This is a genomic window from Domibacillus aminovorans, from assembly GCF_001643235.1.
Lineage (GTDB): Bacteria > Bacillota > Bacilli > Bacillales > Domibacillaceae > Domibacillus > Domibacillus aminovorans.
In genome coordinates this window covers 104,357-127,060 of record NZ_LQWY01000067.1, presented here as the reverse complement: position 1 = coordinate 127,060, position 22,704 = coordinate 104,357, and the positions used below count along the sequence as shown (strand labels likewise).

The window sequence follows — 22,704 nt, the reverse complement described above, 5'->3', positions numbered from 1 at the left end:
GCAGGGTGAAATTCCCTTTGTTGACGGCTGAATTATCCATATTCTAGTGATTATCCCGCCGTCAACAAAAAAATAGGCTGCCCTTTGTCAGTTTACTGACTTTCAGGACAACCCTTTCTTCGTTATTCCGTTTCCATTTCAAACACTTGCTGTACGTCTTTATCTCCTCGGCCTGAAATATTCACGATCACTATCTCTTCTTTCTTCATTTCCGGAGCAAGTTTCATAACGAGTGCGACGGCATGTGCACTTTCAAGCGCTGGAATGATGCCTTCTGTTCGTGACAGCTCTTTAAACGCCTCAAGCACTTCTTCGTTTGTCACCATGTAATATTCAGCGCGTTCCGTTTCTTTCAAGTAACTGTGTTCAGGGCCAATGCCCGGATAATCGAGTCCTGCCGCAATCGAGTACGTCGGCTGCGGATTTCCTTCTTCATCAAGTAAAACATAACATTTAAACCCGTGAAGGACAGCGGGGACCCCTTTTGTAAGAGAAGCGGCCTGTTCTGGCTCAGCCCCAATTAAACGGACAGACGGCTCATCAATATAATGGGCAAATGATCCAATCGCATTGCTGCCGCCGCCCACACAGGCTATGACGGCATCCGGAAGACGCCCTTCTTTCTCTAAAATCTGCCGTTTCGACTCTTCACTGATGACCGCATGAAAATGCTTAACCATCGTTGGATATGGATGAGGGCCAACAGCCGATCCGAGCAAATAAAACGTGTCTTTATAATTTGCAACGTAGTCATTCAGCGCCGCGTCTACCGCATCTTTCAAACGCCCCTGACCTTCTTCTACAGCAACCACTTTTGCTCCTAACAATTCCATCCGGAACACGTTTAATGCCTGGCGCCGCATATCCTCCGCTCCCATATAAATCACGCAATCCATTCCGAACATCGCGCATGCTGTAGCTGTTGCGACACCGTGCTGCCCTGCGCCCGTTTCCGCAATGATACGATGCGCATTCATTCTCTTTGCTAGCAAAATCTGCCCGATCACGTTGTTAATTTTATGCGAGCCTGTATGGTTCAAATCTTCCCGCTTCAAATAAATTTTTGCACCGCCAAGCTTCTCTGTCAGCTGTTCCGCAAATGTAAGCGGATTTTCTCGTCCGACGTATTCTTTCAAATAATAACGAAACTCTTTATTAAACGCCGGATCCTCTTTATATGCCGTAAATTGTTCAGCGAGGTAATCAAGCGCTGCTTTTAATTCCGGTGGTACAAAACTGCCGCCAAACTGGCCGAAATATCCTGATTCTGTCATGTTTACACGCTCCCTGTTTATCGACTATTCTGAATATAAACATTCACTATAGCAACTGCGCTGAAAAAGATTCGATATATTTTTACACCCATTCCCAAAAGGCATATAATACAGGGCAGCTAACCTTTATGAAGAAAAAAATATGTACCTCTGAAAAAAATCAGCCTCTTTTTACCGGCAGCAACGATCATCAATGTTATAGTATACGCATCCTTACAATTTTCCATTTTACAGCTAATGTTGTGTTAAACAATCGATTCTTTTATTCAAAAAAAGCCCGGAACATTGTCCGTACTCTTTTTCTTATTGAAACACAATCGTTTTATTGCCATGCACAATGATGCGGTCTTCAAGATGCCATTTTACTGCACGAGCCAGCACGCGACGTTCAATCGAACGACCAATTTTCTTCAAATCAGCTACATGATCGCGGTGATCCACACGTTCAATGTCCTGCTCAATAATTGGTCCTTCATCAAGATCATTCGTCACGTAATGCGACGTCGCACCGATCAGCTTCACACCACGGTTATAAGCACGCTCGTACGGACGCGCGCCAATAAAGGCTGGCAAAAATGAATGGTGAATATTAATAATTTTGTTTGGATAACGCTCAACGAACTCCGGCGTCAAAATTTGCATGTAACGAGCTAGTACAATCACATCGATATCGTACTCTTCCACAAGTCGGGCCTGCTCCTCTTCCACCTGCTTGCGAATGTCTTTATTTGCCGGAATGTAATGGAACGGAATACCGAGTGACTCAACTATTCCGCGTGCATCTTCATGGTTTCCCGCGACAAACGCAATATCCGTCTGCAAATCCCCGCTCTGCCACTCCCACAATAACTCCCGAAGACAATGAGGCTCTTTTGAAACGAAAATCGCGGTTCTTTTCCGGTCACCGCCGTAGGCAAAACGATAATCCATCTTAAATTGTTCCGCGAGCACTTCAAAGTCCTTCTCTATCTTTTGACGTTTGTCAGCGAGCAACTCGCAGTCAAACTCGATGCGGATAAAAAACGTTCCGCCTGCAGGATCACTCGTATACTGGCTTGATTCAATAATATTGGCTCCATGTTCAAACAGAAACTTCGACAGCGCCGATACAATGCCTGGTCCATCCGGACATTTCACAAGCAATCGGCCACGATTTTTCAGACGGTTTCCATGTTCATCTCTTTTTTCTGATCCATTTATATTTACAGTCATTGGGTACACTCCAGTTGTCATATTAATTACTTCATTATAGACGATTTCACACGCATTGAAAATATATTCGGTCTGCTATGCTTTTTCATGCTATAGTGGGGGAATGAAAATCCCATAAATGGAGGCGATTATTATGGAAAAAACGGAACAATGGTCGTCGAAAATCGGCTTTATTTTATCATCAGCCGGGGCAGCGATCGGTCTCGGCGCAATCTGGAAATTTCCGTATGTGACCGGGCAGAGCGGCGGCGGAGCGTTTTTGCTTTTATTCATCCTTTTTACGCTTTTAATCGGCTTGCCAATGCTCATCTCTGAATTCATTATCGGACGTGGTTCCGGCCGTGAAGCGGTCAGTGCCTATAAAAAGCTGGCACCGGACTCGTTTTGGACAGCAATCGGCAAAATTGGTGTTGTTGGCTGCTTTCTGCTTCTATCATTTTACAGCGTTGTCGGCGGCTGGGTGCTCATTTATACATGTATGGCCCTCTTCGGGAATGTCATTGACGACGGTGATGCTGGCGCCTTATTTGGTGCTGTGACGGGGAATCCGTGGCTGACAATCGGCGGGCATGCCGCATTTATGCTTTTAAACATTCTCGTCATCGCTGCCGGTGTCCGCAATGGAATCGAGCGATCCAGCAAATACATGATGCCAATGCTATTCATTTTCTTTATCATTCTTGTCGTGCGCTCATTAACGCTTGACGGAGCAATGGAAGGCGTTCGATTCTTCTTGCAGCCGGACTTCTCGAAAATTACCGGTGAAGCTGTTTTATATGCACTCGGACAGTCTTTCTTTTCACTTGCAGTCGGCTTTTCTTGCATGGTGACGTATAGTTCCTACTTAAATAAAGACGTCAGCATCCCTGCATCAGCGGGCTCTGTTGCACTTATGAATATTTTTGTCTCGGTGCTTGCGGGTTTGGCTATTTTCCCAGTCGTCTTTGCATTCGGTTTTGAACCGACGGAAGGGCCGGGCCTGCTATTCGTTGTTCTGCCATCTGTCTTTTCTCAGCTGCCATTTGGCGAACTGTTTTTGTTTATGTTTCTTTTGTTATTCTTGTTTGCAACACTTACATCATCGTTCAGCTTGCTGGAAATTATTACAGCGGCATTCACAAAAGGTGAACAGTCGTCACGGAAGAAAATTTCATGGATTTCCGGTGCAATTGTTTTTCTTGCCGGCATTCCAGCGGCGCTGTCATTCAGTACGCTTTCTGATGTACTGATATTTGAACGGACCGTTTTTGATGTGACCGACTTTCTCGTCAGCAACATCCTTCTGCCTCTTGGTAGCTTGCTCATTGCATTGTTTATTGCATGGCGTATGGATAAATCACTCGTAAAAGAGCAATACTATTTAAGCGCAAACAAAATGGGCAGCACATATTCAATCTGGTTTTCATTAATGAGATGGGTTGTTCCGATCACCATTGTCATTGTATTTGTTTACACGGTCAGCCAGTTTAAGCAGTAAGAAAAACGTTCGTGAAATTATGAACATTTCGCGAACGCCTTTTTCTTTTGTTCTTTTTTCAAGATCATAATTATTCATTTTTTAAAAAATTAATCTCATTTTAATATAGAAAACCCTTTTTCAGCTCAGGAAAGCTCTTTCTTTTCCTTCCATTTTAAATCCATATCAAATAATCATTAATTCCATCCCAACAAAGCATTGAAGAGATGAATAAATCGGCATATGATGTTCTTAACTTAAATTACTAACTTATGAAAGTAGGACTGCACATGACGACAATCACGAACGAAGTGACACAAGGTGAATTTCAAGTGGCCAAAAAATATGTGGACGATGTATATGAGATCGTAAAAAAACGCAATCCTGGAGAAAGCGAGTTTCATCAAGCGGTACAAGAGATTTTCGAATCATTGACGCCGGTTTTCGCAAAACATCCTAAATATATTCAACATAATATACTTGAGCGTATGGTAGAACCTGAACGCGTTATTTCTTTCCGTGTCCCATGGGTTGATGATAATGGCAATGTACAAGTAAACCGTGGTTTCCGTGTTCAATTTAGCAGCGCAATCGGACCATACAAAGGCGGCCTTCGTTTTCATCCGTCTGTTAACGCAAGCATCATTAAGTTCCTCGGTTTCGAACAAATTTTCAAAAACTCACTGACAGGCCAGCCGATCGGCGGCGGTAAAGGTGGTTCTGACTTTGATCCGAAAGGCAAATCAGACAATGAAGTGATGCGTTTTACACAAAGCTTTATGACAGAATTGTATCGCCATATCGGTCCAGACATTGATGTGCCAGCTGGTGACATCGGTGTTGGCGGGCGCGAAATTGGCTACATGTTCGGACAATACAAACGTCTGCGCGGTGGTTATGAAGCGGGTGTCTTAACTGGTAAAGGTATTCAATACGGTGGAAGCTTGGCGCGTACAGAAGCAACTGGTTTTGGAACAGTATACTTTGTAGACGAAATGCTTCAAGATAAAGGCCAATCATTCGAAGGCAAGACAGTTGTTGTATCTGGCTCCGGCAACGTTTCGATCTATGCAATTGACAAAGCGACACAGCTTGGTGCGAAAGTCGTTGCATGTTCTGATTCAAACGGCTATATTTACGACGAAAACGGCATTGACCTGGCGACTGTGAAGCAATTGAAAGAAGTTGAACGCAAACGTATCAGCGAATATGTGAACGTCCATCCAACTGCACAATATGTAGAAGGTTGCTCAGGCATTTGGAGCATCTCTTGCGATATCGCGCTCCCATGTGCAACACAAAATGAAATCAATGCAGAAGCAGCACAAGTGCTTGTTGATAACGGCGTAAAAGCGGTTGGTGAAGGAGCAAACATGCCTTCAACGCTTGAAGCGATCGAAATATTCTTGAAAAATGACGTTCTATTCGGCCCTGCAAAAGCTGCAAATGCAGGCGGTGTAGCGGTTTCTGCCCTTGAAATGGCACAAAACAGTGCGCGTCAGCCATGGACATTTGAAGAAGTAGATGAAAAACTTCACAACATTATGAAAAACATCTTCAAAAACAGCAAACATGCTGCAGCTGAGTTTGGTCATGAAGGCAACCTCGTTGTTGGTGCCAACATTGCCGGCTTCATTAAAGTAGCAGACGCAATGATTTCTCAAGGTGTCGTTTAATAACAAAAAAACACCCCGGACTCGTCTGGGGTGTTTTTTTTGTTAAATAAAGACGCCTTATGATTCAAGACGCCCCTCCGTGTATATTTCTTCTTTTGTACATCCCTCTACCGCAGCAACCTCTTCTTCAGAGCGTTCAGGTTCGACTTCTTGTTTCGCTGCTACTTTCCTGAGCTCCGCGAATGACACCGGTTCTGGCAGCTGATTGAGCAACGACTTTGGAATCTCCGGACTGCCCGGCGCGTAAACAGCTAAAAATGCATTCGCCATTTCTAAGTAACCTGCGGGTTCTGGATGAACGTCACCTGGATTTGGCAAATAGTCGACAGCATCCGTCCCAAAACGATCGGCAACTGGTACAAACACAGCACCTGCACTTTCTGCTTCCTGCTTAATAATGTCATTTAACATATTAAGCTGCTCCGCGACAGCTGGTTTATGCTGGTCAAATACGTGCGGATACGGAAAGTAATACCCCATCGCATATACATTGGCATCCGGATTCAATTCCTCAACTTTTTGCAGCAGTACCGCATAATCTTCACGTACCCCATTCAGCGCAAAGGCGGCAGTGATTGCATTAAATGTCAGCATGCCACGCGATGGATCATTTTGAATGAGCGGCAATAAATCGTTCGCACCTGCTGAGATCGTAATGAGGTCCGCACTTTGAATCGCACGCTGGCCTGCGTCACTTTCTACCTGCTTAATCACCTGATCGACTGTATATCCCGGCATAGCCAGCTCTTTCGAATAGGCTTCTGGCTGTATGCTCATTGCAATCATGTCTGCATATCCTGCGCCAATTTCACGGTTTGGCGTCTGTCCCGCAGCAAGTGAATCTCCGATGGCCGTATAGTTTAGCCCGGCTGCATGCCCTGTCTGTGTTCCGAAGAGACTTAAACATAACAAGCAACCAACGATGCTTCGCTTTAACATGATGCCCCACTCCCTAATAGTGTTCTTTCTATTTTACCAAAAGGAAGGCGCTTTACGCGTGAAACAACTAATTGTTCATTATATTCTCTTCAAAAATTCCTCATACAGTGTTACCGTAACCGTCCCGGGACACCCATTGCCAATCTTCTGCCCGTCCACTTCTGTTACCGGCAATATTTCTAAGCCTGTGCTCGATAAAAAAGCTTCATCTGCTGCCAGCAATTCGTCCGGCGTAAATGCTTGCTCCTTCAGTGTGATACCAAGTTCCATCGCGATTTCTTTCACGGCAATACGTGTAATCCCATGTAAAATATGATTCGTTGCCGGTGCTGTCAATATCTCGCCGTTTTTCACAATAAAAAAGTTCGAACTTGACCCTTCTGTAATAAAGCCATCACGAACGAGTACCGCTTCAAGAGCCCCTACTTCAAACGCTGCCTGTTTGGCCAAAATATTTGGAAGCAAATTCAATGACTTAATCCAGCAATTTTGCCATCGTTCATCAGGTAGCAGCTTCACTGTCGCACCAACCTTACGAATGTCATCCGATATAAGCTTAAACGGCTTTACTGTCATCGAAATAGATGCTTCTACATTCGGAAATAAGTGATCGCGAGGTGCAATGCCGCGCGTCGCCTGCATATATACGTCGCAGTTCGCCTCGCCGCTCCGCTCAATCAGGTCCTCCACAATCGCTATAATATCTTCAACTGTTTTTCCAATGTTCAGCCTAATGGCCTCCGCACTTTTAAATAAGCGCTCCATATGCTGATCCATCATAAACGGGCGTCCATTATACACTCGAATGAATTCGTATACACCGTCGCCAAACTGGTGACCTCGCTCGTCTATCGGTAAAACCGGATCGCTTGAATTGATAAATTTCCCGTTCAAATAGCCCATCGCCATATTTAAAAGCCTCCTTTCACATGTTTTTCTCCATTCATTATACTTACTTTTCTGAAAAAATAATACAGTATGTATTGAAGTATATTCCCGAATGGAACGGTGTGAAAACGCAGATAAAAGGGTAATGAAAAGGGTAAAGGAGCTGATAATATGACACCAAAAATTGTAGATGTACGCACCGTGACTGTTATTGGGTTTGAAATAAGCGGTACACAAGATGAAATTACTGCACTTAGACCCGAGTGGACAAAACGATTTTTAAAAGCAGCAAGCCTGATTCCCGGACAGACAGATGGAAACTTAATGGACATTTGTTTAAAGCGTGCAGGTCAGTTGTACACACACTGCATCGCAATGGCAGTGAAGCAAATTGATATTATTCCGTCCGGTATGACAAATTCAACTATTCCATCCGGGTCGTATGCACTACTTGAATTTCATGGAAGTGATGACGAGATCCAATTTGCTTTTCGCACCATCTTGCAATGGGCGCGCGAACATAAAGTCAGGCTCGATTCCAACGAATTCCGTATTGATGTCACGATTGAAGAAGGCCACCACCATTTATACTGGCGGCTTGCTGATAAACGAAGCGAAGCAATTGAAGAAGCCGTTTAAAATAACGTAAACCTTCTCCAAAATGAAGTTTCCGAAGGTAAAGGTATTGTTCCCATTCAAACCGAATACCTTTTGTACAGGAAAATATGTGACTTACTTCTCATTTTTTACACCCCCTATATGAAATCATTTCCTCAATTGTTAAAATGTATATAAACAAAATTTAATTTTATAACGGGGTGTGGAGATGAAGAGGATATTATACAGTTTATTTGCAGCAGTTTTAACGATTGCTTTACTCATTCCAGTTGCAAGTCCTTCAGCGGCTGTAGTGGAAAACAACTCATCTGGCACGGCGGTACAATCGAATGGGACAAGCTCCGCTGCTGTAAGATTTAGTGACGTACCTGCTAGCTTTTGGGCAAACGATGAAATCGATTATCTTGTACAAAAAGGTATTATTCAAGGTTACAAAAATGGAAAATTCGGCACAAATGATTCCGTCAAACGGGAACACGCTGCAATCATCTTAGCGAAAGCACTCGGCATTCAAAATGAGTCGGCACCGAATCCTGGATTCCGGGATATTCCGACGTCTCATCCTGCATATAAATCAATCGCAGTCTTAACAAAATATGGTATTTTCAGCAAAGCAAACTACTTTAATCCGTCTGGTAAATTGAAACGCTCTCAAATGGCGAAAATTATCGCAGAAGGCTTTAACATGAAGCCGGCATATGTCGTCTCATTTAAAGACGTAAAAAGCACAGACTGGTTTTATCAATATGCATCAGCACTTGGCAGCGCTGGCATTGCGAGTGGCAGCAACGGCTACTTTATGCCATACAGTGAAATTAACCGGACCGAGTTTTCTGTCTTTATCGCACGTGCACTTGAAGCAAAATTCCGGACAGGTGTTCAAGTCGGCATTAAAAGCGCCGTCCACGAAGCAGACGGCCGCATTAAAATGACGCTCATCTTGTACAACAACTCACGCAATAAAGTGTTTAACATTAAAGGCCAGTACACATTGCATGCTGGCAATACGATCGTCGCGGATATGACATCACCTCGCTCATTCGACAACATTGTCATCGGCGCCAACCAACAAAAAACAGTAACCGCTTATTTTGCCCGGATCGAAGTAAAACAACGGCCAGCTCTGCAAAACCTGTCACTCGACTACGAACATTCATGGAGTTACTACCAATAAGCTAAGGAAAAGGCTGCCTAAGTCAGATAATCTGACTTGGGCAGCCTCTTTTCGCAGCGAAATTTAATTGCCTTCGACCATTTGTAGCGTATGTACAACTTGTTGTGCCACGCACAATCTTGTTGCCGTAGACCCACCCGAATAGCATCTGCTATGATGGATACACTATTTTTTTATTGGGGGAACCATCTCGTGGATACTGCTTATGACAATCTTAAAAAAGGAGAACAAGGCGCTTGGATCAGTATTATCGCCTACCTGTTTCTTTCAACATTAAAACTAACAATCGGCTGGATCGGTGCTTCAGAAGCATTAAAAGCAGACGGTCTCAACAACTCAACCGACATCATCGCCTCTATCGCTATTTTGATTGGCTTAAAAATTGCCCGGAAGCCGCCCGATGAAAATCATCGCTACGGTCATTTCCGCGCCGAAACCGTTGCTTCACTAATCGCTGCCTTCATTATGGCATCCGTCGGCATTCAAGTACTTATCGGTGCTGGCACGTCGCTCTTTCATGCTGATCATGAAACACCAGACATGATCACTGCCTGGGCCGCCCTTTTCGCTGCTGCTGTCATGTACGGCGTCTACACATACAACGCACGGCTCGCCAAAAAAATTAATAGCCCATCCATCTTGGCCGCTGCACATGACAATCGCTCCGATGCGCTGGTGAGCATTGGCGCATTTATCGGAATCATCGGCGCGCAGTTAGGCATAGACTGGCTCGATACATTGACTGCCTTCATCGTTGGCTTAATTATTTTAAAAACGGCTTGGGATATTTTCGCTGAAGCCTCCCTCACATTAACAGACGCATTTGATCGGCATAAAATTGAAGACATACAAAAATCCGTTGAGAAGGTACCTGGCGTCTACAGTGTATCAAGCATTAAAGCCCGCTCACATGGCAACATCACATTCGTCGACGTCGTTATTTTAGTCGATCCTGACTTAAACGTTGTCGAAAGCCATGACATTACTGAATACGTTGAAGAATCTCTACTGCAAGAACATAACATACGCGCCACCCATATTCACATTGAACCGAACGGCCACTGAACAGTGTGCCGTTTTTTGCCTACAAAAAAACGGCCGCTCGTCGAAAGCGTACCGTCTCCTTCTATCAACTGCCTTCCATCTACGGTAACTCTACCCTTTTCTTTATTCACTCCCTAACGGCTGCACATTCTTTTTAATTTTTGGTAATTGTTTACTCACTTTAATCATATCGTTTTACAAAGGAGGAAATTCAAATTCATACTTCCTTATCAGCAATTAAGCTTATCCGGTATATAGTCGCTTATGTTTTTATTACTTCTGGATTGATGAAATTATTAAATGCTGAATTAGGCCATCATTTGATGAGCTTAGGACCACCTTTTTCGCAAAATACGATTTATATCATTGCTATTATTGAGATAATTTGCGGAATTTTTATATTGGTAAATAGAGGGGTTAAACTTGCAACGATTCCTTTAATCATCATCATGGTTGCCGCCCTGTTATTAACAAAGGTTTCATCCTTGCAGTCAGGATTTATACAATTTGCTTTTAACGCGCGATTAGACATCGTTATGTTAGTATTACTCTATATTCTACACTCCATGGGTATACGCAGATGATGGTTTATCTTGATCTATTGTGTCACCTAGAATAAGCCTTTTTTCCTTTCATCTACAAAAAAGACCGGATCCCTTTTTAAGGATCTAGTCTTGCCGTTTGTCCACTTTTCATGTTACTAAGGCGTTTATCTAATCCGTTAGATGATCGGAACTACCACTCTTACCTGTTTGGCCCACCTCTTCTCTTATTTCAGCCAATGAGGAGTTTAATGGCTTCCAAAATCTTAACGAAGCTAGTATTCCGCTAATGACTAAAGCACCTAAAGTAAATGTCAACCAAGGGGTAACTGACGATGTACCTAAACTAAGCAATTGACCGCCTGCAAATTTACCAGCACCTTCCCCTACTCCGGAAACAAAATTGGTTATACCGAAGAACACGCCGATCATTCGTACGGTTCCGAGCCGAGATACAGTTGCATCCATTGTCGGTACAACCAACATTTCACCGATAATAAAGATCGCACCGCTTAACAGCAGTCCATAAAAATTGGTAGCGAAATAAATAGAGCCAAGCCCTCCTCCAATAAATAACATCCCTACAGACAAGGCATACATAGGATGAATTTTCTCATTAAACCATCTAGAAATCAGTTTTTGCAAAACAACGACAATCACAGCGTTAACGGTCCAAATCAGGCTGACGGCACCGGGATCTGGCAATATATCTTCCGCCCGTAAAGGCAAACTCAAGGATAGCTGGGTATATAGTGTCCAAATAAGTATACTGACCAGTGAAAAAACAACAAATGCTTTATTCTTAAATATCTCCACATATGACCGAAATGGAACGGTTTTGCATGGCTCATCACCGCATCCTTTAGGCAACATTAACCAACTTATAATACCTAACAATATGTATAACCCTGCCGATACATAAAAAATGAGTATGGATGCTCCACCTAAAACGAAATAAGTTAAAAGACCCGCAGCGGCGATACCAATATTGGCAGCAATTCCTCTTAAAGAAAATGCCGTGGTTTTGTCGCCTTCCTGGGAGGCAAGGGCAGCGATGGCCGCTTTTGTAGATGGGGCATTTAATCCGACACCCAATCCGCTAAGCAGTCCCATACTAATAAACATCCAAAATTGATCGAAAAATCCAAAACCGGCGATCGCTGCTGCATTGATCCATGCTCCAATGGCTATGATGCTTCTTCTTCCCATAAGATCAGCTAACCATCCACCGAGCAGACTGCCTGCCTGAAATGTAAAAGGCGACATCGCTAAGATTAATCCAATTTCAGCAATAGTCATCCCCTTCTCCAGCTTTAAAAATATGGGGAGCAGAGGAACTACCATGTAGGTGCCTAAATGAGACAACAATACGCCCGAGAGCAACACTCTCATAGGGTACCCACTTTCTTTCCAACCTAACGATGTCATTATTTCACGCCCTCCATCATTCAACCTTTCTCCTAGTATGGTTCACTTCACTCAAAAAATGTAAATGAATAGAAGGATGATTTTGAGTTGCCTTCTCAAATTTTGAAAATAAATATATAAAAGCAGGTGCGTTAAAAAGGTGCCCGCTTTTAAACAACAATAATATTTGAAATTTCTTATTCACTCTTATCATTAGTAATAGCCCTCATCTTCGCCCGACTATACTCGGTCGAAAATGAAGGCTTTTTTCTTTCTGTTATTGAGAACCCTAAAGGTTCATCAATTCATTCCGTTCCATTCTCCTTGATTTTTGGACGCTTTTTCTTTTTTCGCCTTTTCTTTGTGTGCTCGATTAGCATTTGCACTGCCAAACTCTTTGGAGAATTCTGAATCGGTTTTACTGGAGTCAAATCCTTTTTTGTTCTTTTGTTCTGCATCATTTTTCTTCGTCCGCTTTGCCATAAATATTCCTCCTTCTTTCCTTTAATATGAAAAATGAGAGTAGAAATATACGTCACAGCTTTTGGCAAGTATTCACTAATCTCCCTATGAAAAAGGAGGGAACGGTTATCATCCAAGTATGCTCACTTTTGTTTTTATGTTCACTTCCCTATTAAAGATATTTTATCCGAAGTCGCCCAATCATTTATTGGTACAATGGAAGTAATGGATGTCTTCTCACCTAAAATTAATAAAATGGGAAATAACTTTCGAGCCAACTCAGCATAGGAACTTGCCGTTTTCAATACAAAAATGCTTCCTTCGCTTTTATCTGAAAAATAAAAGTCGATTTCCACATAAGTGAAAAAAAGCCTTCAATATATATTTCCATTGATTCCTGCTATTGTTCAAACAAACCACCTTTGTTAGTATGGTATAAGAAGAATAAAAAACGAAGGAGACCGACATGAATCAAAAAATTATTTTTTTCGATATAGATGGCACTCTGTATGATCACGATAAAAAGCTACCCGCTTCGACAAAACAGGCCGTCCGTGACCTACAGGAAAAAGGATATGAAGTTGCGATTGCAACCGGCCGTGCACCATTTATGTTCAAAAACTTGCGCGAAGAGCTCGATATCGATACGTTCGTCAGCTACAACGGACAGTATGTCGTATTTAAAGGTGAACCGATTTACAAAAATGCGCTTAATAAAGAAGCACTTTTAAGACTGACAGATGTTGCGATTAAACGCGAAAATCCGATTGTGTATATGGATCACGAAAATATGGGAAGGAACACCCTAGATAACGAAGATATGACAGTCGGGCTCAATTCATTAAAAGTCGACTTCTTCCCATCACATGACCCGAATTACCATGAAGGACGGGACTTGTATCAATCACTCTTATTTTGCAAAGACCCGGAAGACAAGTTATATAAAGAACAATTCCCTGAGTTCGACTTCGTTCGTTGGCATGTTGTATCTGTTGATATCGTTCCAGCAGGCGGCTCCAAAGCGAAAGGCATTCAAAAAATCATCGACAGACTTGACATTACGCCAGAAAATGTTTATGCATTCGGCGATGGCTTAAACGATGTGGAGATGCTCGAAACAGTCATGAACAGCGTCGCGATGGGCGATGGACGTGAAGAAGCAAAAAAAGCGGCCAAATACGTTACGACAAACGTAGACGAAGACGGCATCGTAAACGGATTAAAAATGGTTGGACTGTTAGACTAATAAGTAAAAGTGACGGCTCGCATAAAAGCGGGCCGTTTTTTCTGTTCGAAAAATTCCTTATATATGCATAATTAATGAAAATATGGTCAGAATAATGGACAAAAGGATAGAGTGATATACAGATTAGAGAAAGAGAGGCGTTTATTTCCGTGGGAACATTCTCCAGTTTTATTGAGATGAAGCAGTGCTTTCAGGAAAATCCTCAAATGGCCATGAAAGTAGAAGCTGTCCATGTAATCGAGGAAGAATTCACGAACCTAGATTATATTCTTTATGCCCCAAGCTCCGTCACCTTTTCAAACAAAGGATACTACAGGCTCGCCCACAACCAAAAATGGCTGACTGTTCATTTTGAAGAAATGTCCGATGAAATTGCGTGCATTGAATATGGAATGACCGGTCAACAGTGGAAAGAACAGAGCTGGTCGAAATTAGTATAAAATTCCCCGCCTGAACGAGAAGGCGGGGAATTTACAATATATACAATATTTGATTACTGCTCTCTTATATTACATACAGCCATGGGGATACAATGCCACTTCTTGAACAAGAACTGTTTTTAAGCCGTGCTGACGTGTTAACGAATGAGAAAAAATTCTTTAAAATTTCTTTAAAACAATCAAATTTGAAATGCATACAGCGGATCACGTTGATTTCATGGTGAGCTTCACAAGAATGTCTGGTGTTTAACTTCTGACGAAATCGCTTCAAGAACTTCATAAGCGCGGTGTCCCGGTTCGTATTATTACCTCTACTTATTTAGGCATTATCGAACCAAAAGCTCTTCAGCATTTACTTCGATTCCCAAAATTGTTTGGGCCCTTCACAAACCGCTCTCAGAGGATTTATTTATAGATTTGATTCAACTAACAATTTATCAATTGTCGGAATATCCGCAGGTGCCCAGACGAGTGTGCTGAGTTCGTTTTTTGGCACCCAACGAAGTTCAGCATGTTCTTCAGCGGTTGGCGTGCCATCTATAATGCGGCATTTGTATGTAAGTAAGTTCACGATAACGGCTTCGTATTCATGTGTGACTTCTTCAATCTTCTTCTCTACTTCAACTGTGCAGGCGAGTTCTTCGATGATTTCTCTTCGCAAACTTTCTTCTGGTGTTTCATCTTTTTCGATTTTGCCGCCGGGGAATTCCCATAGGTTTGGGAGTGTCATATCGGGTGAGCGAAGTGCGCAAAGGATTTGGTGCTGCTCGTTTTCAATCACAGCGCCGACAACGCGAACAGATTTTTTCATTTGGATCATCTCCTTTTTATTTTTACAGATGTGCCGAACGGGAAAGCCCATCGTCTTTAGACAGGGGATGAGAGTGAGGTCGAACGAGGCGTATCTTAAGGCACGTCAATCGTTCGACTTTTTTGTTTTTTCAACGCTTATCACTTGAAAATAGAACATATATTCTGTTATGATGAACGTATAAAGCGAGGAAGGTGGATACCAATATGTTTGTCACGCATTCCTTTCGAATTCCTTATGATCAAAACGTATACGACGAATTAAGGATCATGCAGCGGGAAGCCGCAGCCGTATGGAATGACATCGTTCGAGAAGCGACTTCTTATTATTTCACGTGTAAAAAGTGGCTAAGCAAAACAGAAATCCAAGCCATCCGAAAACAAACCTACGATCTTCATTCCCAAACGGTTCAAGCCATTGCGGATAAATACGCAGCGAACCGTGAAACAATCCGGCAGCTGCGAAAAACGGACAAAAAAGCCAAATATCCGTGGCGTAGAAAGTACTATTATTGTATTCCGTTAAAAAAAGCCTCTATGGATGTTTCCAAAGACACGATCACGATTAAAAAATCGGAGTATGGATACGCCCTTTCAGACTTATTAACGAAAAGGAAAAAGAAAGAGTGGACGGAAAAGGTTCCGAAGAAAAACATGACGGTGGTGATCCCCAATCGATCCGAAGAAAACCTTGAAAACTGTAACTATGCGGAAGTCGTGTGGAGAAACGGGGCCTATTGGTTTTGTTATGCGGTTTCTGTCCCTAAAAAAGATCTCTCTTCGTATGACTGTAAAGTAGCTGGCGGGGATCTAGGGGAAATTCATGCGGTGACAGTGGCAACGGAGGAGAAAGCCTTATTAGTGTCCGGACGTGCGATGCGGAGTCTCTCTCAATTTCGCGCAAAAGCATTAGCGGACTTGAGCAAGAAAATGTCCCGTTGTAAAAAAGGATCGAACCAATGGAAAAAATATCGGCAAGCAAGAATGCGCCTCCGTCAAAAAAGTAAGAATCAGCTTGAACAATTGGAACACAAGACAACCAAAGAGGTTATAGCGTTTTTAGAAGAAGAACACGTCACGAATTTTGTGATTGGACATGTGTCTGGAATCGAAAAAAACACAAAGAAAAACAGCCAAAAGAAACAAAAGACAAACAAAAAACGAAGACAACAGCTTTCTTTGTGGAATCAGGGGAAAATCAAGCAAAAACTCACGTATAAAGCGCAGTTAAAAGGCATCCAAGTAGAAGAAACAGAAGAAAGCTATACGTCACAAGACTGTCCGTTTTGCGGCGGCCGGCACCATGCCAGAGGACGAAGTTTCACTTGTTCTGTTCACAAAACAGAAATCCATCGTGATGTAAACGGCGCGCAAAACATTGCCCGTAAACAACACCACATGGCCGGCAAACCGCTTTTGTCGGTTGTCTACAAGCAGCCCGTTTGGTATAAACGGTTTTTGTCAGAAGAACAACGACAAAAAACGAAACAGCTGAATGATCGACCGAAAAAAGAAAAACGTATCGCCAGTGGGATGGCGTAGTTGGCACAGACCTTGCCCTCTTGAAGGACTGTTTTTCTCTCAAGAGTTGTTCGCTAAAGTCTCGCCTCTGCCTCTTTCGATGAAAGAATATAAGTGGGATGTTTGCGAAAAAGAACCCCCATGGCTTCAGCCGTGGGAGTGGTCAGTTTAGCCTATTTTTGAAAAGTTTGGCGAAACACTCCTCGGGTCTCATAATCTTTGACCTGGTGCTTGCACATTTACTCAGCTCCCGATCTGGTAAATAAAGAGATATCCTGCAGTCCGCCCAATTTCACTTCCCAACCGGTACTTTTTTCCGAATCAACAGCTGATAAAATACGTCGGATAAGATCAAGCCGAGAGCGATAGAACCAGAAATCATGAAGGCTTTGGCTGCTAGACTCATGGCATTTCCGTAGTCATTTTGCACGAAAGCGCGCATCGCCCGGTACGCGGTGCCGCCTGGAACGAGCGGGATAATACCGGCAATCGTAAAGATAATAACCGGTGTTTTGTACAGTCTTGCGTATACATGTCCGATGACAGCGATTGTGAATGAGGCACCGACTGTGGATGCCAATGGATCGACGTTGTTTTCAGATAAAAAATAGTACGCCATCCAGCCGGCCATCCCGACAGTGCCGCACTTTATCAGCAATTTTTTCGGCACATTATACATGATGCCGAAGCTTGCTGCGGCGAGAAAGCTGAACAGCATATTCGTTAAAATCGTCACGCCCCTCCCCCCTTAAATCAATGTCATAATAACTGCGATGCCTGTTCCAATCGCGAGTGCCGTCAGCAGTGCTTCTGCTCCTTTCGCTAACCCTGAAATAAAATGACCCGCCATTAAATCGCGTACGGCATTTGTAATAAGCAAGCCCGGCACGAGCGGAATAAGCGTACCGATAATGATCCGATCAAGGTCACCGCCAAATCCCATTCGATAAAACAAATATGCCGCAGCACCGCCAACAAGTGCCGCAATAAATTCCGAGAAAAACACCGTCGGCACAATGTTTGCGACTTTTAACACGATGAAATACGCCAGCCCGCCAGCTATCATAGCAGGAAGCACGTTATCAAAGCTTCCTTTTAACAAGATGACGAAGCATCCACTTGTCGACGCTGCCGCTAGTATATGGATCCAAAAGGGGAAAAACATCGGTGCTTTCTGAATTGCCTTTAATTCGCGGTAAGCTTGCACGGTCGTCAGTTCTCCTGCACTGATCCGCCGCGAAATTGCGTTAACTGCACTCACTTTATATAAATCGGTCGTTCGATTCGAAATACGCATCAGTTTTGTTTTTGTCGGTTCGTCTGTTTCAATCGAAAACATAATGCCTGTCGGTGTCACAAAGCTGTGTGAATCGCGAATGCCGTATGACTGCGCAATTCGCATCATCGTGTCTTCCACCCGATACGTTTCCGCGCCGTTTTCCAACATAATTTTCCCCGCAATTAAACTAACGTCCATTATGTCGTACTTTTCTTCAAGTTTGGCTTCCATCAACATCACTCCAATCTTTGTCAATGCCTTCATTATAACGTACCACGTCCATCTTTTTCATCCGACAGAAAAATAACCGGCTAAAGAAGTTCAATGCCGGTTGTAAACAATTGTTTTATTTTTCCCTTCTGATTTTGCTTCATAAAGAGCCGAATCAGCCTCTTCAATTAACTGACCCGGCGTCTGGCAGCCCTTTTCATACGCCGATATTCCCAACGAAATGGTAATAGGCTTCCCTGTTACGTTCTCCATCTGCTCTACTGCTTTCCTAAGCTGCTCTGCTTCTGCATATGCCACTCCCCTTTTCTCACTGTCTACTAATAGACAAAACTCTTCTCCACCATATCGGAAACAAATATCCTGTTCTCTGGACATCTTACACATCACATTGGCTAAAGACTTTAAAACTTCATCTCTAACTACATGTCCATACGTATCATTTACACACTTAAAATTGTCAATATCTATAAGTAAAAGAGAGAAAGTATGCCTATTTTGCATCCATTCTTGAATGGTTAAGTCAAATGCCCTTCGATTAGCTAACCCTGTTAACCCATCTCGTCTAATTGCAGCAGATAAAAAATTCAGGTGATTGCTGATATGTTGATAAAGTTGCCGTACTTCATAGATGACCAGTTTCATGTTCGGCATATTCATCTGTTCATTCTTAATATAACCAAGGGATGTTGCTTCTTCAGAAAACTTCGCCAGCTTATTCAGCGGAATTGAAATGAAAATAGCTACTCCTATCGCAAACAGGACAATTAAAAGAAGCATGGGAAGAGACTGTAGAAACATTTGATGAATTAAATGATTTAATGGCTCTTTTACAATCGTACTCGGTGTTTGAGAAACAATCCCCCATCTGGTGCTTGCCATGTAAGAATAACCGGTAAGGTAATGTTCCCCTCGCGTGTTTGTCACTTGCTTAGATCCATCTTTGCCCGAGATCACCTTTTGAACAAAAGAAACACTGTTTTCCCAGTAGTATACCATCTTCTTCATATAGGATATTCTGCTATGATAAAGAAAAGAAACACTCGATGGAGATGAACAGATTTTGGATTTATTAATGATTGTTTTACCAGCATTTTTAATTTTTTTGACTGGTTACGCGGGACAGAAGTGGATTGGATTTGATATTAAATCGATTTCGATGGCCGCTCTTTATTTAATGTCGCCTTTTCTTGCGTTCCGGACATTTTACGCTAATGAATTAACGATGGAGTACGTTTATATTACGGCTTTTTGCCTCATTTTATCCTTGTCATTAATTCTTATTGTACTCGTAACTGGCTTCTTCATGAAAGCATCCCGTCCAAAAATGGCAGCGATGATTCTTGGCGGTGTCTTTATGAACAGCGGCAATTATGGCGCACCGGTTGTGTTATTTGCCTTTGGGGCGGTTGGTTTTGATTATGCGGTTATTATTATGGTGTTCCAAGCCTTTTTGATGAACACGATCGGGATGTTTGCGGCGTCATTTGGCGGAGAAGAAGAAACGACGTTGAAGCAGTCGCTCCAGCGCGTTGTACGCATGCCCGTTGTCCACGGCGCGGTACTCGGGGTCATCTTGCAATTGCTACATGTACATATTCACCAAACATTTATGGACGCAATTAGCCTGGTCGCTGATGCTTCGATTCCGACAGTTATGCTCGTTCTCGGCATGCAGCTCGCCGTTATTGCGACAAAGCGTGTAGCATATAATTATGTGAGTGCAGTGACCTCCATCCGAATGATTGCATCACCGCTTCTTGCCGTGTTGATCGTGTCGTTTATGCCGGTCAATGACTTGCTGAAAGATGTCATGATTTTACTGGCGGCAATGCCTGCTGCGGCAAACACGACGATGTTTGCCATTCAATTCGGTACGGAGCCCGATCTCGTCTCGTTTACTACACTGGTGACCACATTATTAAGTATTTTGACGATTCCGCTCGTTTTGTTTTTACTTGGCGTATAGCAAGTGTTTACTCCGTTTTCATAAACGTCACGGTGCGCGCGGCGGCGTCATATAGCACCCATTCGCGCGTACCCCAAACGGCGCCAGCGTTAATACCGTATCTTTTTTTCTTTAAATGCACCGGGACTCCGTACGAGAATGGCAGTCGTCTCCCTTTCCGATACAGTCCTGCTTCATGACTATGCCCGAAAAAGAGAAGCGACGGTTCCGTTTTGGGCAGCACCGGTGTCCACTCTTTTGTCCACTTCCACTGGTGGCCATGCATTAGCACAGCTCCGTCAATGATTATGTGTTCTGGTAAATGTTCATATTGATTCCCACTGGTCACCACCATAATTCGCTCTTCCTGATTGCCCCGGACCGATGGAAATGTTAGCAGCGACACGAATTCTTCCGACCATACTGCCGCTTCCTCTAGTCTTGATAATCGAATCGTCGCTGCTTTTCTTTTTCCAATTTTAGATTCAAATAAATCGCCTAGTCCAACCACTTTCGCATTCGGTACCGTAAGCTCAATGTGAGCGAGCACCGCTTTCGTATCGTCAATGCTAGAATGCAAATCACCAAGCAGCGCGTACTCCATTCTTCTATCTCCTTCCATCAAAGTATTTTTTCTAATTGCCGATCAAAAAATAAAATCGCACACCTTTGTTAACACGCCCTATGCGTCAAAAAACCGCCTTAATTTTGGCGGTTTAATTCATGATATGACATGCTGAATACGAATTGTTAAATATACTTTTTTATTATATTCATTTGTTACCGTCAAGACTACCGCAATCATCATCTGCGCACCATTCTGTTTTTTTAGCCGTCACCTGTTCTTCTGTCCCTACTTTATGGAGCACCTGCAAAAATGACTCCACAGGCTGCGCACCCGACACCGCATACTTCTCATTAAATACAAAAAACGGCACGCCCCGTACACCAACCTGCGCCGCTTCCTTCTGATCCGCACGCACTTGATCACTATACTTTCCACTTTCAAGTACGTGTAATACTTCTTCTTTAAGGAGGCCGGATTCTTCTGCGAACTGGGCGAGAGATTCAAAGTCTGCGATATGCTTTGATTCCGTGAAGTACGCTTTCATTATGCGTTCCGTAAACTCCGCCATCTTGCCTTGTTCTTTCGCATAATGCGACAGACGGTGTGCATCGTGCGTATTAGCTGGGATAATGGTATCCATTTGATAATCAAGCCCCGCTTCTTTCGCCTGTTCTATCATTTGATCATTCATCTCTTTTGCTTTTTCACGCGTCATTCCATATTTCCCTGCCAGCATGTCATGAATATCCTGATCAGCTTTTCTCGGTGCATTCGGATCGAGCTCAAAACTACGAAACTCTACCTTTACATTTCCATCAAACTGCTCGATCGCTTGCTCAAAGCGGCGTTTTCCAATATAACAAAACGGACATGCAAAGTCCGACCAAATTTCTACTTTCATCTTCGTCCAACTCCTTTTCTTAAGAGTAGGGCACATTTAAATGAAGCGCAAATCATCTGCCCGAATGCTACTTTTTCACTCGGTACAATTTATCATCGCTCTCTGCCTGATTGCCCCGGCCGTCGGTGTTGTTTGTGACGAAATAAAGAAATTCGCCGTCCGAAAATACATCTCGTATGCGGCCGTATCCTTCTATTTCTTTTGATACTTGGAGCGTTTCTATATCGATTTCCAACACAGTCTCACCTCTTAATGACGCGACGTATAGCACTCCGTCATGCCAGACCATTCCGGACGGCGCCCACGTGTCATTGGCACCGGATGTAATAAGCGGCGTTTCTAGTCCATCCGTTTTCTCAATTCCTCCTATTTCCGGCCAGCCATAATTATTACCTTCTTTAATGATATTGATTTCATCGTTCGCCGACTGCCCATGTTCGGAAGCATACATTACTCCATCCTCTGACCAGGTAATGCCCTGTGGATTTCGGTGGCCCAGACTGTAAACAGTTGCGTCGCCTGATTCATTCACACGTACAATTTTCCCGTTTAATGAACCCAGATCCTGCGCAGTGTCAGGTTCTGAAGCGTCCCCGATCGTCACATATAAGGCTTTGTCCGGTCCGATTTCAAGGCGTCCGCCATGATGAACATTGCCGGAACAAACGTCATCCAGCACGACTTCTGCTTCACGCCATAGCGTACCGGACGATTCAAGCACGACGACACGATTATACGGTTCACCGTCTTTGTCATACGTATAGTAGGCATAGGCCTGGCGAGACTCATCAAAATCCGGCTTCAAAACGAAACCAAGCAATCCGGCTTCTGACATATCTGAAAGCGGTTCTGCTAGAATGACTTGCTGATGTTCGACTTGACCGTCTTCTATTTTCGCAATGGTTCCTGGCCGCTCTGAGATGTAAAAAACATCTCCCGACTGATCAATGGACCACGGTACATCGAGTTCGGCTGCCACTTCTTCAATCAATTCGCTTTCCGGCTGCGCCGGCTCCTGAATGCCGCATCCTGACAGTAACAAAAATCCGGCTACCCATTTTTTCGCCACCC

Annotated in this window: 23 protein-coding genes; 10 read left to right on the top strand and 13 right to left on the bottom strand. The window is 43.3% G+C overall.

All coding sequences use genetic code 11. The annotated features are described in order from the left end of the window. Positions 1-122 precede the first annotated feature (122 nt). Both trpB and purU read right to left on the bottom strand, forming a co-directional pair. The gene (gene trpB / locus AWH49_RS16445; protein ID WP_063966600.1) at positions 123-1,274 is read right to left on the bottom strand and encodes a tryptophan synthase subunit beta; all 1,152 of its coding nucleotides are present in this window, start codon (positions 1,272-1,274) and stop codon (positions 123-125) included. A 303-nt stretch (positions 1,275-1,577) separates the two neighbouring features. Beyond that, positions 1,578-2,486 (bottom strand): formyltetrahydrofolate deformylase, encoded by a 909-nt coding sequence (gene purU, locus AWH49_RS16440; RefSeq protein ID WP_063966599.1) that lies wholly within the window; start codon positions 2,484-2,486, stop codon positions 1,578-1,580. A 133-nt stretch (positions 2,487-2,619) separates the two neighbouring features. Here purU and AWH49_RS16435 point away from each other — a divergent pair, with 133 nt between their 5' ends. Together AWH49_RS16435 and gdhA are read left to right on the top strand one after the other, a co-directional pair. Further along, positions 2,620-3,963: a sodium-dependent transporter gene (locus tag AWH49_RS16435; protein ID WP_082862917.1), complete on the top strand. Its 1,344-nt coding sequence runs from the start codon at positions 2,620-2,622 to the stop codon at positions 3,961-3,963. Positions 3,964-4,232: 269 nt separating this feature from the next. Further along, positions 4,233-5,618 (top strand): NADP-specific glutamate dehydrogenase, encoded by a 1,386-nt coding sequence (gene gdhA, locus AWH49_RS16430; protein ID WP_063966598.1) that lies wholly within the window; start codon positions 4,233-4,235, stop codon positions 5,616-5,618. 57 nt (positions 5,619-5,675) lie between these two features. Here the strand turns inward: gdhA and AWH49_RS16425 are convergent, their stop codons facing one another. Together AWH49_RS16425 and dat are read right to left on the bottom strand one after the other, a co-directional pair. Further along, positions 5,676-6,557, bottom strand: coding sequence for an SGNH/GDSL hydrolase family protein (locus tag AWH49_RS16425; protein ID WP_063966597.1), 882 nt, complete (start codon positions 6,555-6,557; stop codon positions 5,676-5,678). Between the two features lie 78 nt (positions 6,558-6,635). Beyond that, complete coding sequence (gene dat, locus AWH49_RS16420) at positions 6,636-7,466, bottom strand: D-amino-acid transaminase (protein ID WP_063966596.1); 831 nt, start codon at positions 7,464-7,466, stop codon at positions 6,636-6,638. Between the two features lie 150 nt (positions 7,467-7,616). Here dat and AWH49_RS16415 point away from each other — a divergent pair, with 150 nt between their 5' ends. The 4 genes from AWH49_RS16415 to AWH49_RS19615 all read left to right on the top strand — a co-directional run bounded on the left by AWH49_RS16415 (position 7,617) and on the right by AWH49_RS19615 (position 10,865). Continuing rightward, positions 7,617-8,084, top strand: coding sequence for a GyrI-like domain-containing protein (locus AWH49_RS16415; protein ID WP_063966595.1), 468 nt, complete (start codon positions 7,617-7,619; stop codon positions 8,082-8,084). Between the two features lie 187 nt (positions 8,085-8,271). Further along, positions 8,272-9,237, top strand: a complete 966-nt coding sequence (locus AWH49_RS16410; RefSeq protein WP_063966594.1) for an S-layer homology domain-containing protein — start codon at positions 8,272-8,274, stop codon at positions 9,235-9,237. A 192-nt stretch (positions 9,238-9,429) separates the two neighbouring features. Further along, on the top strand, positions 9,430-10,302 hold the full coding sequence (locus tag AWH49_RS16405; RefSeq protein WP_063966593.1) for a cation diffusion facilitator family transporter: 873 nt from the start codon (positions 9,430-9,432) through the stop codon (positions 10,300-10,302). A 188-nt stretch (positions 10,303-10,490) separates the two neighbouring features. Further along, positions 10,491-10,865 carry a DoxX family membrane protein gene (locus AWH49_RS19615; protein ID WP_342341795.1) on the top strand — a complete coding sequence of 125 codons (375 nt, stop codon included), beginning with the start codon at positions 10,491-10,493 and terminating at the stop codon, positions 10,863-10,865. Positions 10,866-10,994: 129 nt separating this feature from the next. On the opposite strand, the gene AWH49_RS16400 is transcribed toward AWH49_RS19615, so the two are convergent. After that, positions 10,995-12,251: an MFS transporter gene (locus tag AWH49_RS16400; protein ID WP_157723766.1), complete on the bottom strand. Its 1,257-nt coding sequence runs from the start codon at positions 12,249-12,251 to the stop codon at positions 10,995-10,997. Positions 12,252-12,530: 279 nt separating this feature from the next. Further along, on the bottom strand, positions 12,531-12,713 hold the full coding sequence (locus tag AWH49_RS16395) for a hypothetical protein (RefSeq protein ID WP_018394935.1): 183 nt from the start codon (positions 12,711-12,713) through the stop codon (positions 12,531-12,533). A 445-nt stretch (positions 12,714-13,158) separates the two neighbouring features. Here AWH49_RS16395 and AWH49_RS16390 point away from each other — a divergent pair, with 445 nt between their 5' ends. Further along, positions 13,159-13,938: a Cof-type HAD-IIB family hydrolase gene (locus AWH49_RS16390; protein ID WP_063966591.1), complete on the top strand. Its 780-nt coding sequence runs from the start codon at positions 13,159-13,161 to the stop codon at positions 13,936-13,938. A gap of 206 nt (positions 13,939-14,144) precedes the next feature. Then, positions 14,145-14,378 carry a hypothetical protein gene (locus tag AWH49_RS16385; protein WP_157723765.1) on the top strand — a complete coding sequence of 78 codons (234 nt, stop codon included), beginning with the start codon at positions 14,145-14,147 and terminating at the stop codon, positions 14,376-14,378. A 409-nt stretch (positions 14,379-14,787) separates the two neighbouring features. Here the strand turns inward: AWH49_RS16385 and AWH49_RS16380 are convergent, their stop codons facing one another. Beyond that, the gene (locus AWH49_RS16380; protein WP_063966589.1) at positions 14,788-15,189 is read right to left on the bottom strand and encodes a (deoxy)nucleoside triphosphate pyrophosphohydrolase; all 402 of its coding nucleotides are present in this window, start codon (positions 15,187-15,189) and stop codon (positions 14,788-14,790) included. A gap of 206 nt (positions 15,190-15,395) precedes the next feature. On the opposite strand from AWH49_RS16380, the gene AWH49_RS16375 reads away from it, so the two are divergent. Further along, positions 15,396-16,730, top strand: coding sequence for an RNA-guided endonuclease InsQ/TnpB family protein (locus AWH49_RS16375; protein WP_063966588.1), 1,335 nt, complete (start codon positions 15,396-15,398; stop codon positions 16,728-16,730). Between the two features lie 271 nt (positions 16,731-17,001). Here AWH49_RS16375 and AWH49_RS16370 read toward each other — a convergent pair whose 3' ends face one another. The 3 genes from AWH49_RS16370 to AWH49_RS16360 all read right to left on the bottom strand — a co-directional run bounded on the left by AWH49_RS16370 (position 17,002) and on the right by AWH49_RS16360 (position 19,224). Then, entirely contained in the window at positions 17,002-17,445 is a 444-nt protein-coding gene (locus tag AWH49_RS16370) for a threonine/serine exporter family protein (RefSeq protein WP_063966587.1), read from the bottom strand. Positions 17,446-17,457: 12 nt separating this feature from the next. Next, entirely contained in the window at positions 17,458-18,219 is a 762-nt protein-coding gene (locus tag AWH49_RS16365) for a threonine/serine exporter family protein (RefSeq protein WP_211268409.1), read from the bottom strand. A gap of 90 nt (positions 18,220-18,309) precedes the next feature. Beyond that, complete coding sequence (locus AWH49_RS16360) at positions 18,310-19,224, bottom strand: sensor domain-containing diguanylate cyclase (RefSeq protein ID WP_063966586.1); 915 nt, start codon at positions 19,222-19,224, stop codon at positions 18,310-18,312. A gap of 55 nt (positions 19,225-19,279) precedes the next feature. Here AWH49_RS16360 and AWH49_RS16355 point away from each other — a divergent pair, with 55 nt between their 5' ends. Continuing rightward, the gene (locus tag AWH49_RS16355; protein ID WP_018394944.1) at positions 19,280-20,185 is read left to right on the top strand and encodes an AEC family transporter; all 906 of its coding nucleotides are present in this window, start codon (positions 19,280-19,282) and stop codon (positions 20,183-20,185) included. A gap of 7 nt (positions 20,186-20,192) precedes the next feature. Here AWH49_RS16355 and AWH49_RS16350 read toward each other — a convergent pair whose 3' ends face one another. The 3 genes from AWH49_RS16350 to AWH49_RS16340 form a co-directional block, all read right to left on the bottom strand. Then, on the bottom strand, positions 20,193-20,768 hold the full coding sequence (locus AWH49_RS16350; protein ID WP_063966585.1) for a metallophosphoesterase family protein: 576 nt from the start codon (positions 20,766-20,768) through the stop codon (positions 20,193-20,195). Between the two features lie 169 nt (positions 20,769-20,937). Further along, positions 20,938-21,633: a DsbA family oxidoreductase gene (locus AWH49_RS16345; RefSeq protein ID WP_063966584.1), complete on the bottom strand. Its 696-nt coding sequence runs from the start codon at positions 21,631-21,633 to the stop codon at positions 20,938-20,940. Between the two features lie 67 nt (positions 21,634-21,700). Continuing rightward, the gene (locus AWH49_RS16340) at positions 21,701-22,702 is read right to left on the bottom strand and encodes a PQQ-dependent sugar dehydrogenase (protein WP_063966583.1); all 1,002 of its coding nucleotides are present in this window, start codon (positions 22,700-22,702) and stop codon (positions 21,701-21,703) included. Positions 22,703-22,704: the final 2 nt, after the last annotated feature.

Coding starts and splice junctions, on each gene's coding strand:
- trpB (WP_063966600.1), bottom strand. CDS start 1,274: ATGACAGAATCAGGATATTTCGGCCAGTTTGGCGGCAGTTTTGTACCA.
- purU (WP_063966599.1), bottom strand. CDS start 2,486: ATGACTGTAAATATAAATGGATCAGAAAAAAGAGATGAACATGGAAAC.
- AWH49_RS16435 (WP_082862917.1), top strand. CDS start 2,620: ATGGAAAAAACGGAACAATGGTCGTCGAAAATCGGCTTTATTTTATCA.
- gdhA (WP_063966598.1), top strand. CDS start 4,233: ATGACGACAATCACGAACGAAGTGACACAAGGTGAATTTCAAGTGGCC.
- AWH49_RS16425 (WP_063966597.1), bottom strand. CDS start 6,557: ATGTTAAAGCGAAGCATCGTTGGTTGCTTGTTATGTTTAAGTCTCTTC.
- dat (WP_063966596.1), bottom strand. CDS start 7,466: ATGGCGATGGGCTATTTGAACGGGAAATTTATCAATTCAAGCGATCCG.
- AWH49_RS16415 (WP_063966595.1), top strand. CDS start 7,617: ATGACACCAAAAATTGTAGATGTACGCACCGTGACTGTTATTGGGTTT.
- AWH49_RS16410 (WP_063966594.1), top strand. CDS start 8,272: ATGAAGAGGATATTATACAGTTTATTTGCAGCAGTTTTAACGATTGCT.
- AWH49_RS16400 (WP_157723766.1), bottom strand. CDS start 12,251: ATGACATCGTTAGGTTGGAAAGAAAGTGGGTACCCTATGAGAGTGTTG.
- AWH49_RS16395 (WP_018394935.1), bottom strand. CDS start 12,713: ATGGCAAAGCGGACGAAGAAAAATGATGCAGAACAAAAGAACAAAAAA.
- AWH49_RS16390 (WP_063966591.1), top strand. CDS start 13,159: ATGAATCAAAAAATTATTTTTTTCGATATAGATGGCACTCTGTATGAT.
- AWH49_RS16385 (WP_157723765.1), top strand. CDS start 14,145: ATGGCCATGAAAGTAGAAGCTGTCCATGTAATCGAGGAAGAATTCACG.
- AWH49_RS16380 (WP_063966589.1), bottom strand. CDS start 15,189: ATGAAAAAATCTGTTCGCGTTGTCGGCGCTGTGATTGAAAACGAGCAG.
- AWH49_RS16375 (WP_063966588.1), top strand. CDS start 15,396: ATGTTTGTCACGCATTCCTTTCGAATTCCTTATGATCAAAACGTATAC.
- AWH49_RS16365 (WP_211268409.1), bottom strand. CDS start 18,219: ATGGAAGCCAAACTTGAAGAAAAGTACGACATAATGGACGTTAGTTTA.
- AWH49_RS16360 (WP_063966586.1), bottom strand. CDS start 19,224: ATGAAGAAGATGGTATACTACTGGGAAAACAGTGTTTCTTTTGTTCAA.
- AWH49_RS16350 (WP_063966585.1), bottom strand. CDS start 20,768: ATGGAGTACGCGCTGCTTGGTGATTTGCATTCTAGCATTGACGATACG.
- AWH49_RS16345 (WP_063966584.1), bottom strand. CDS start 21,633: ATGAAAGTAGAAATTTGGTCGGACTTTGCATGTCCGTTTTGTTATATT.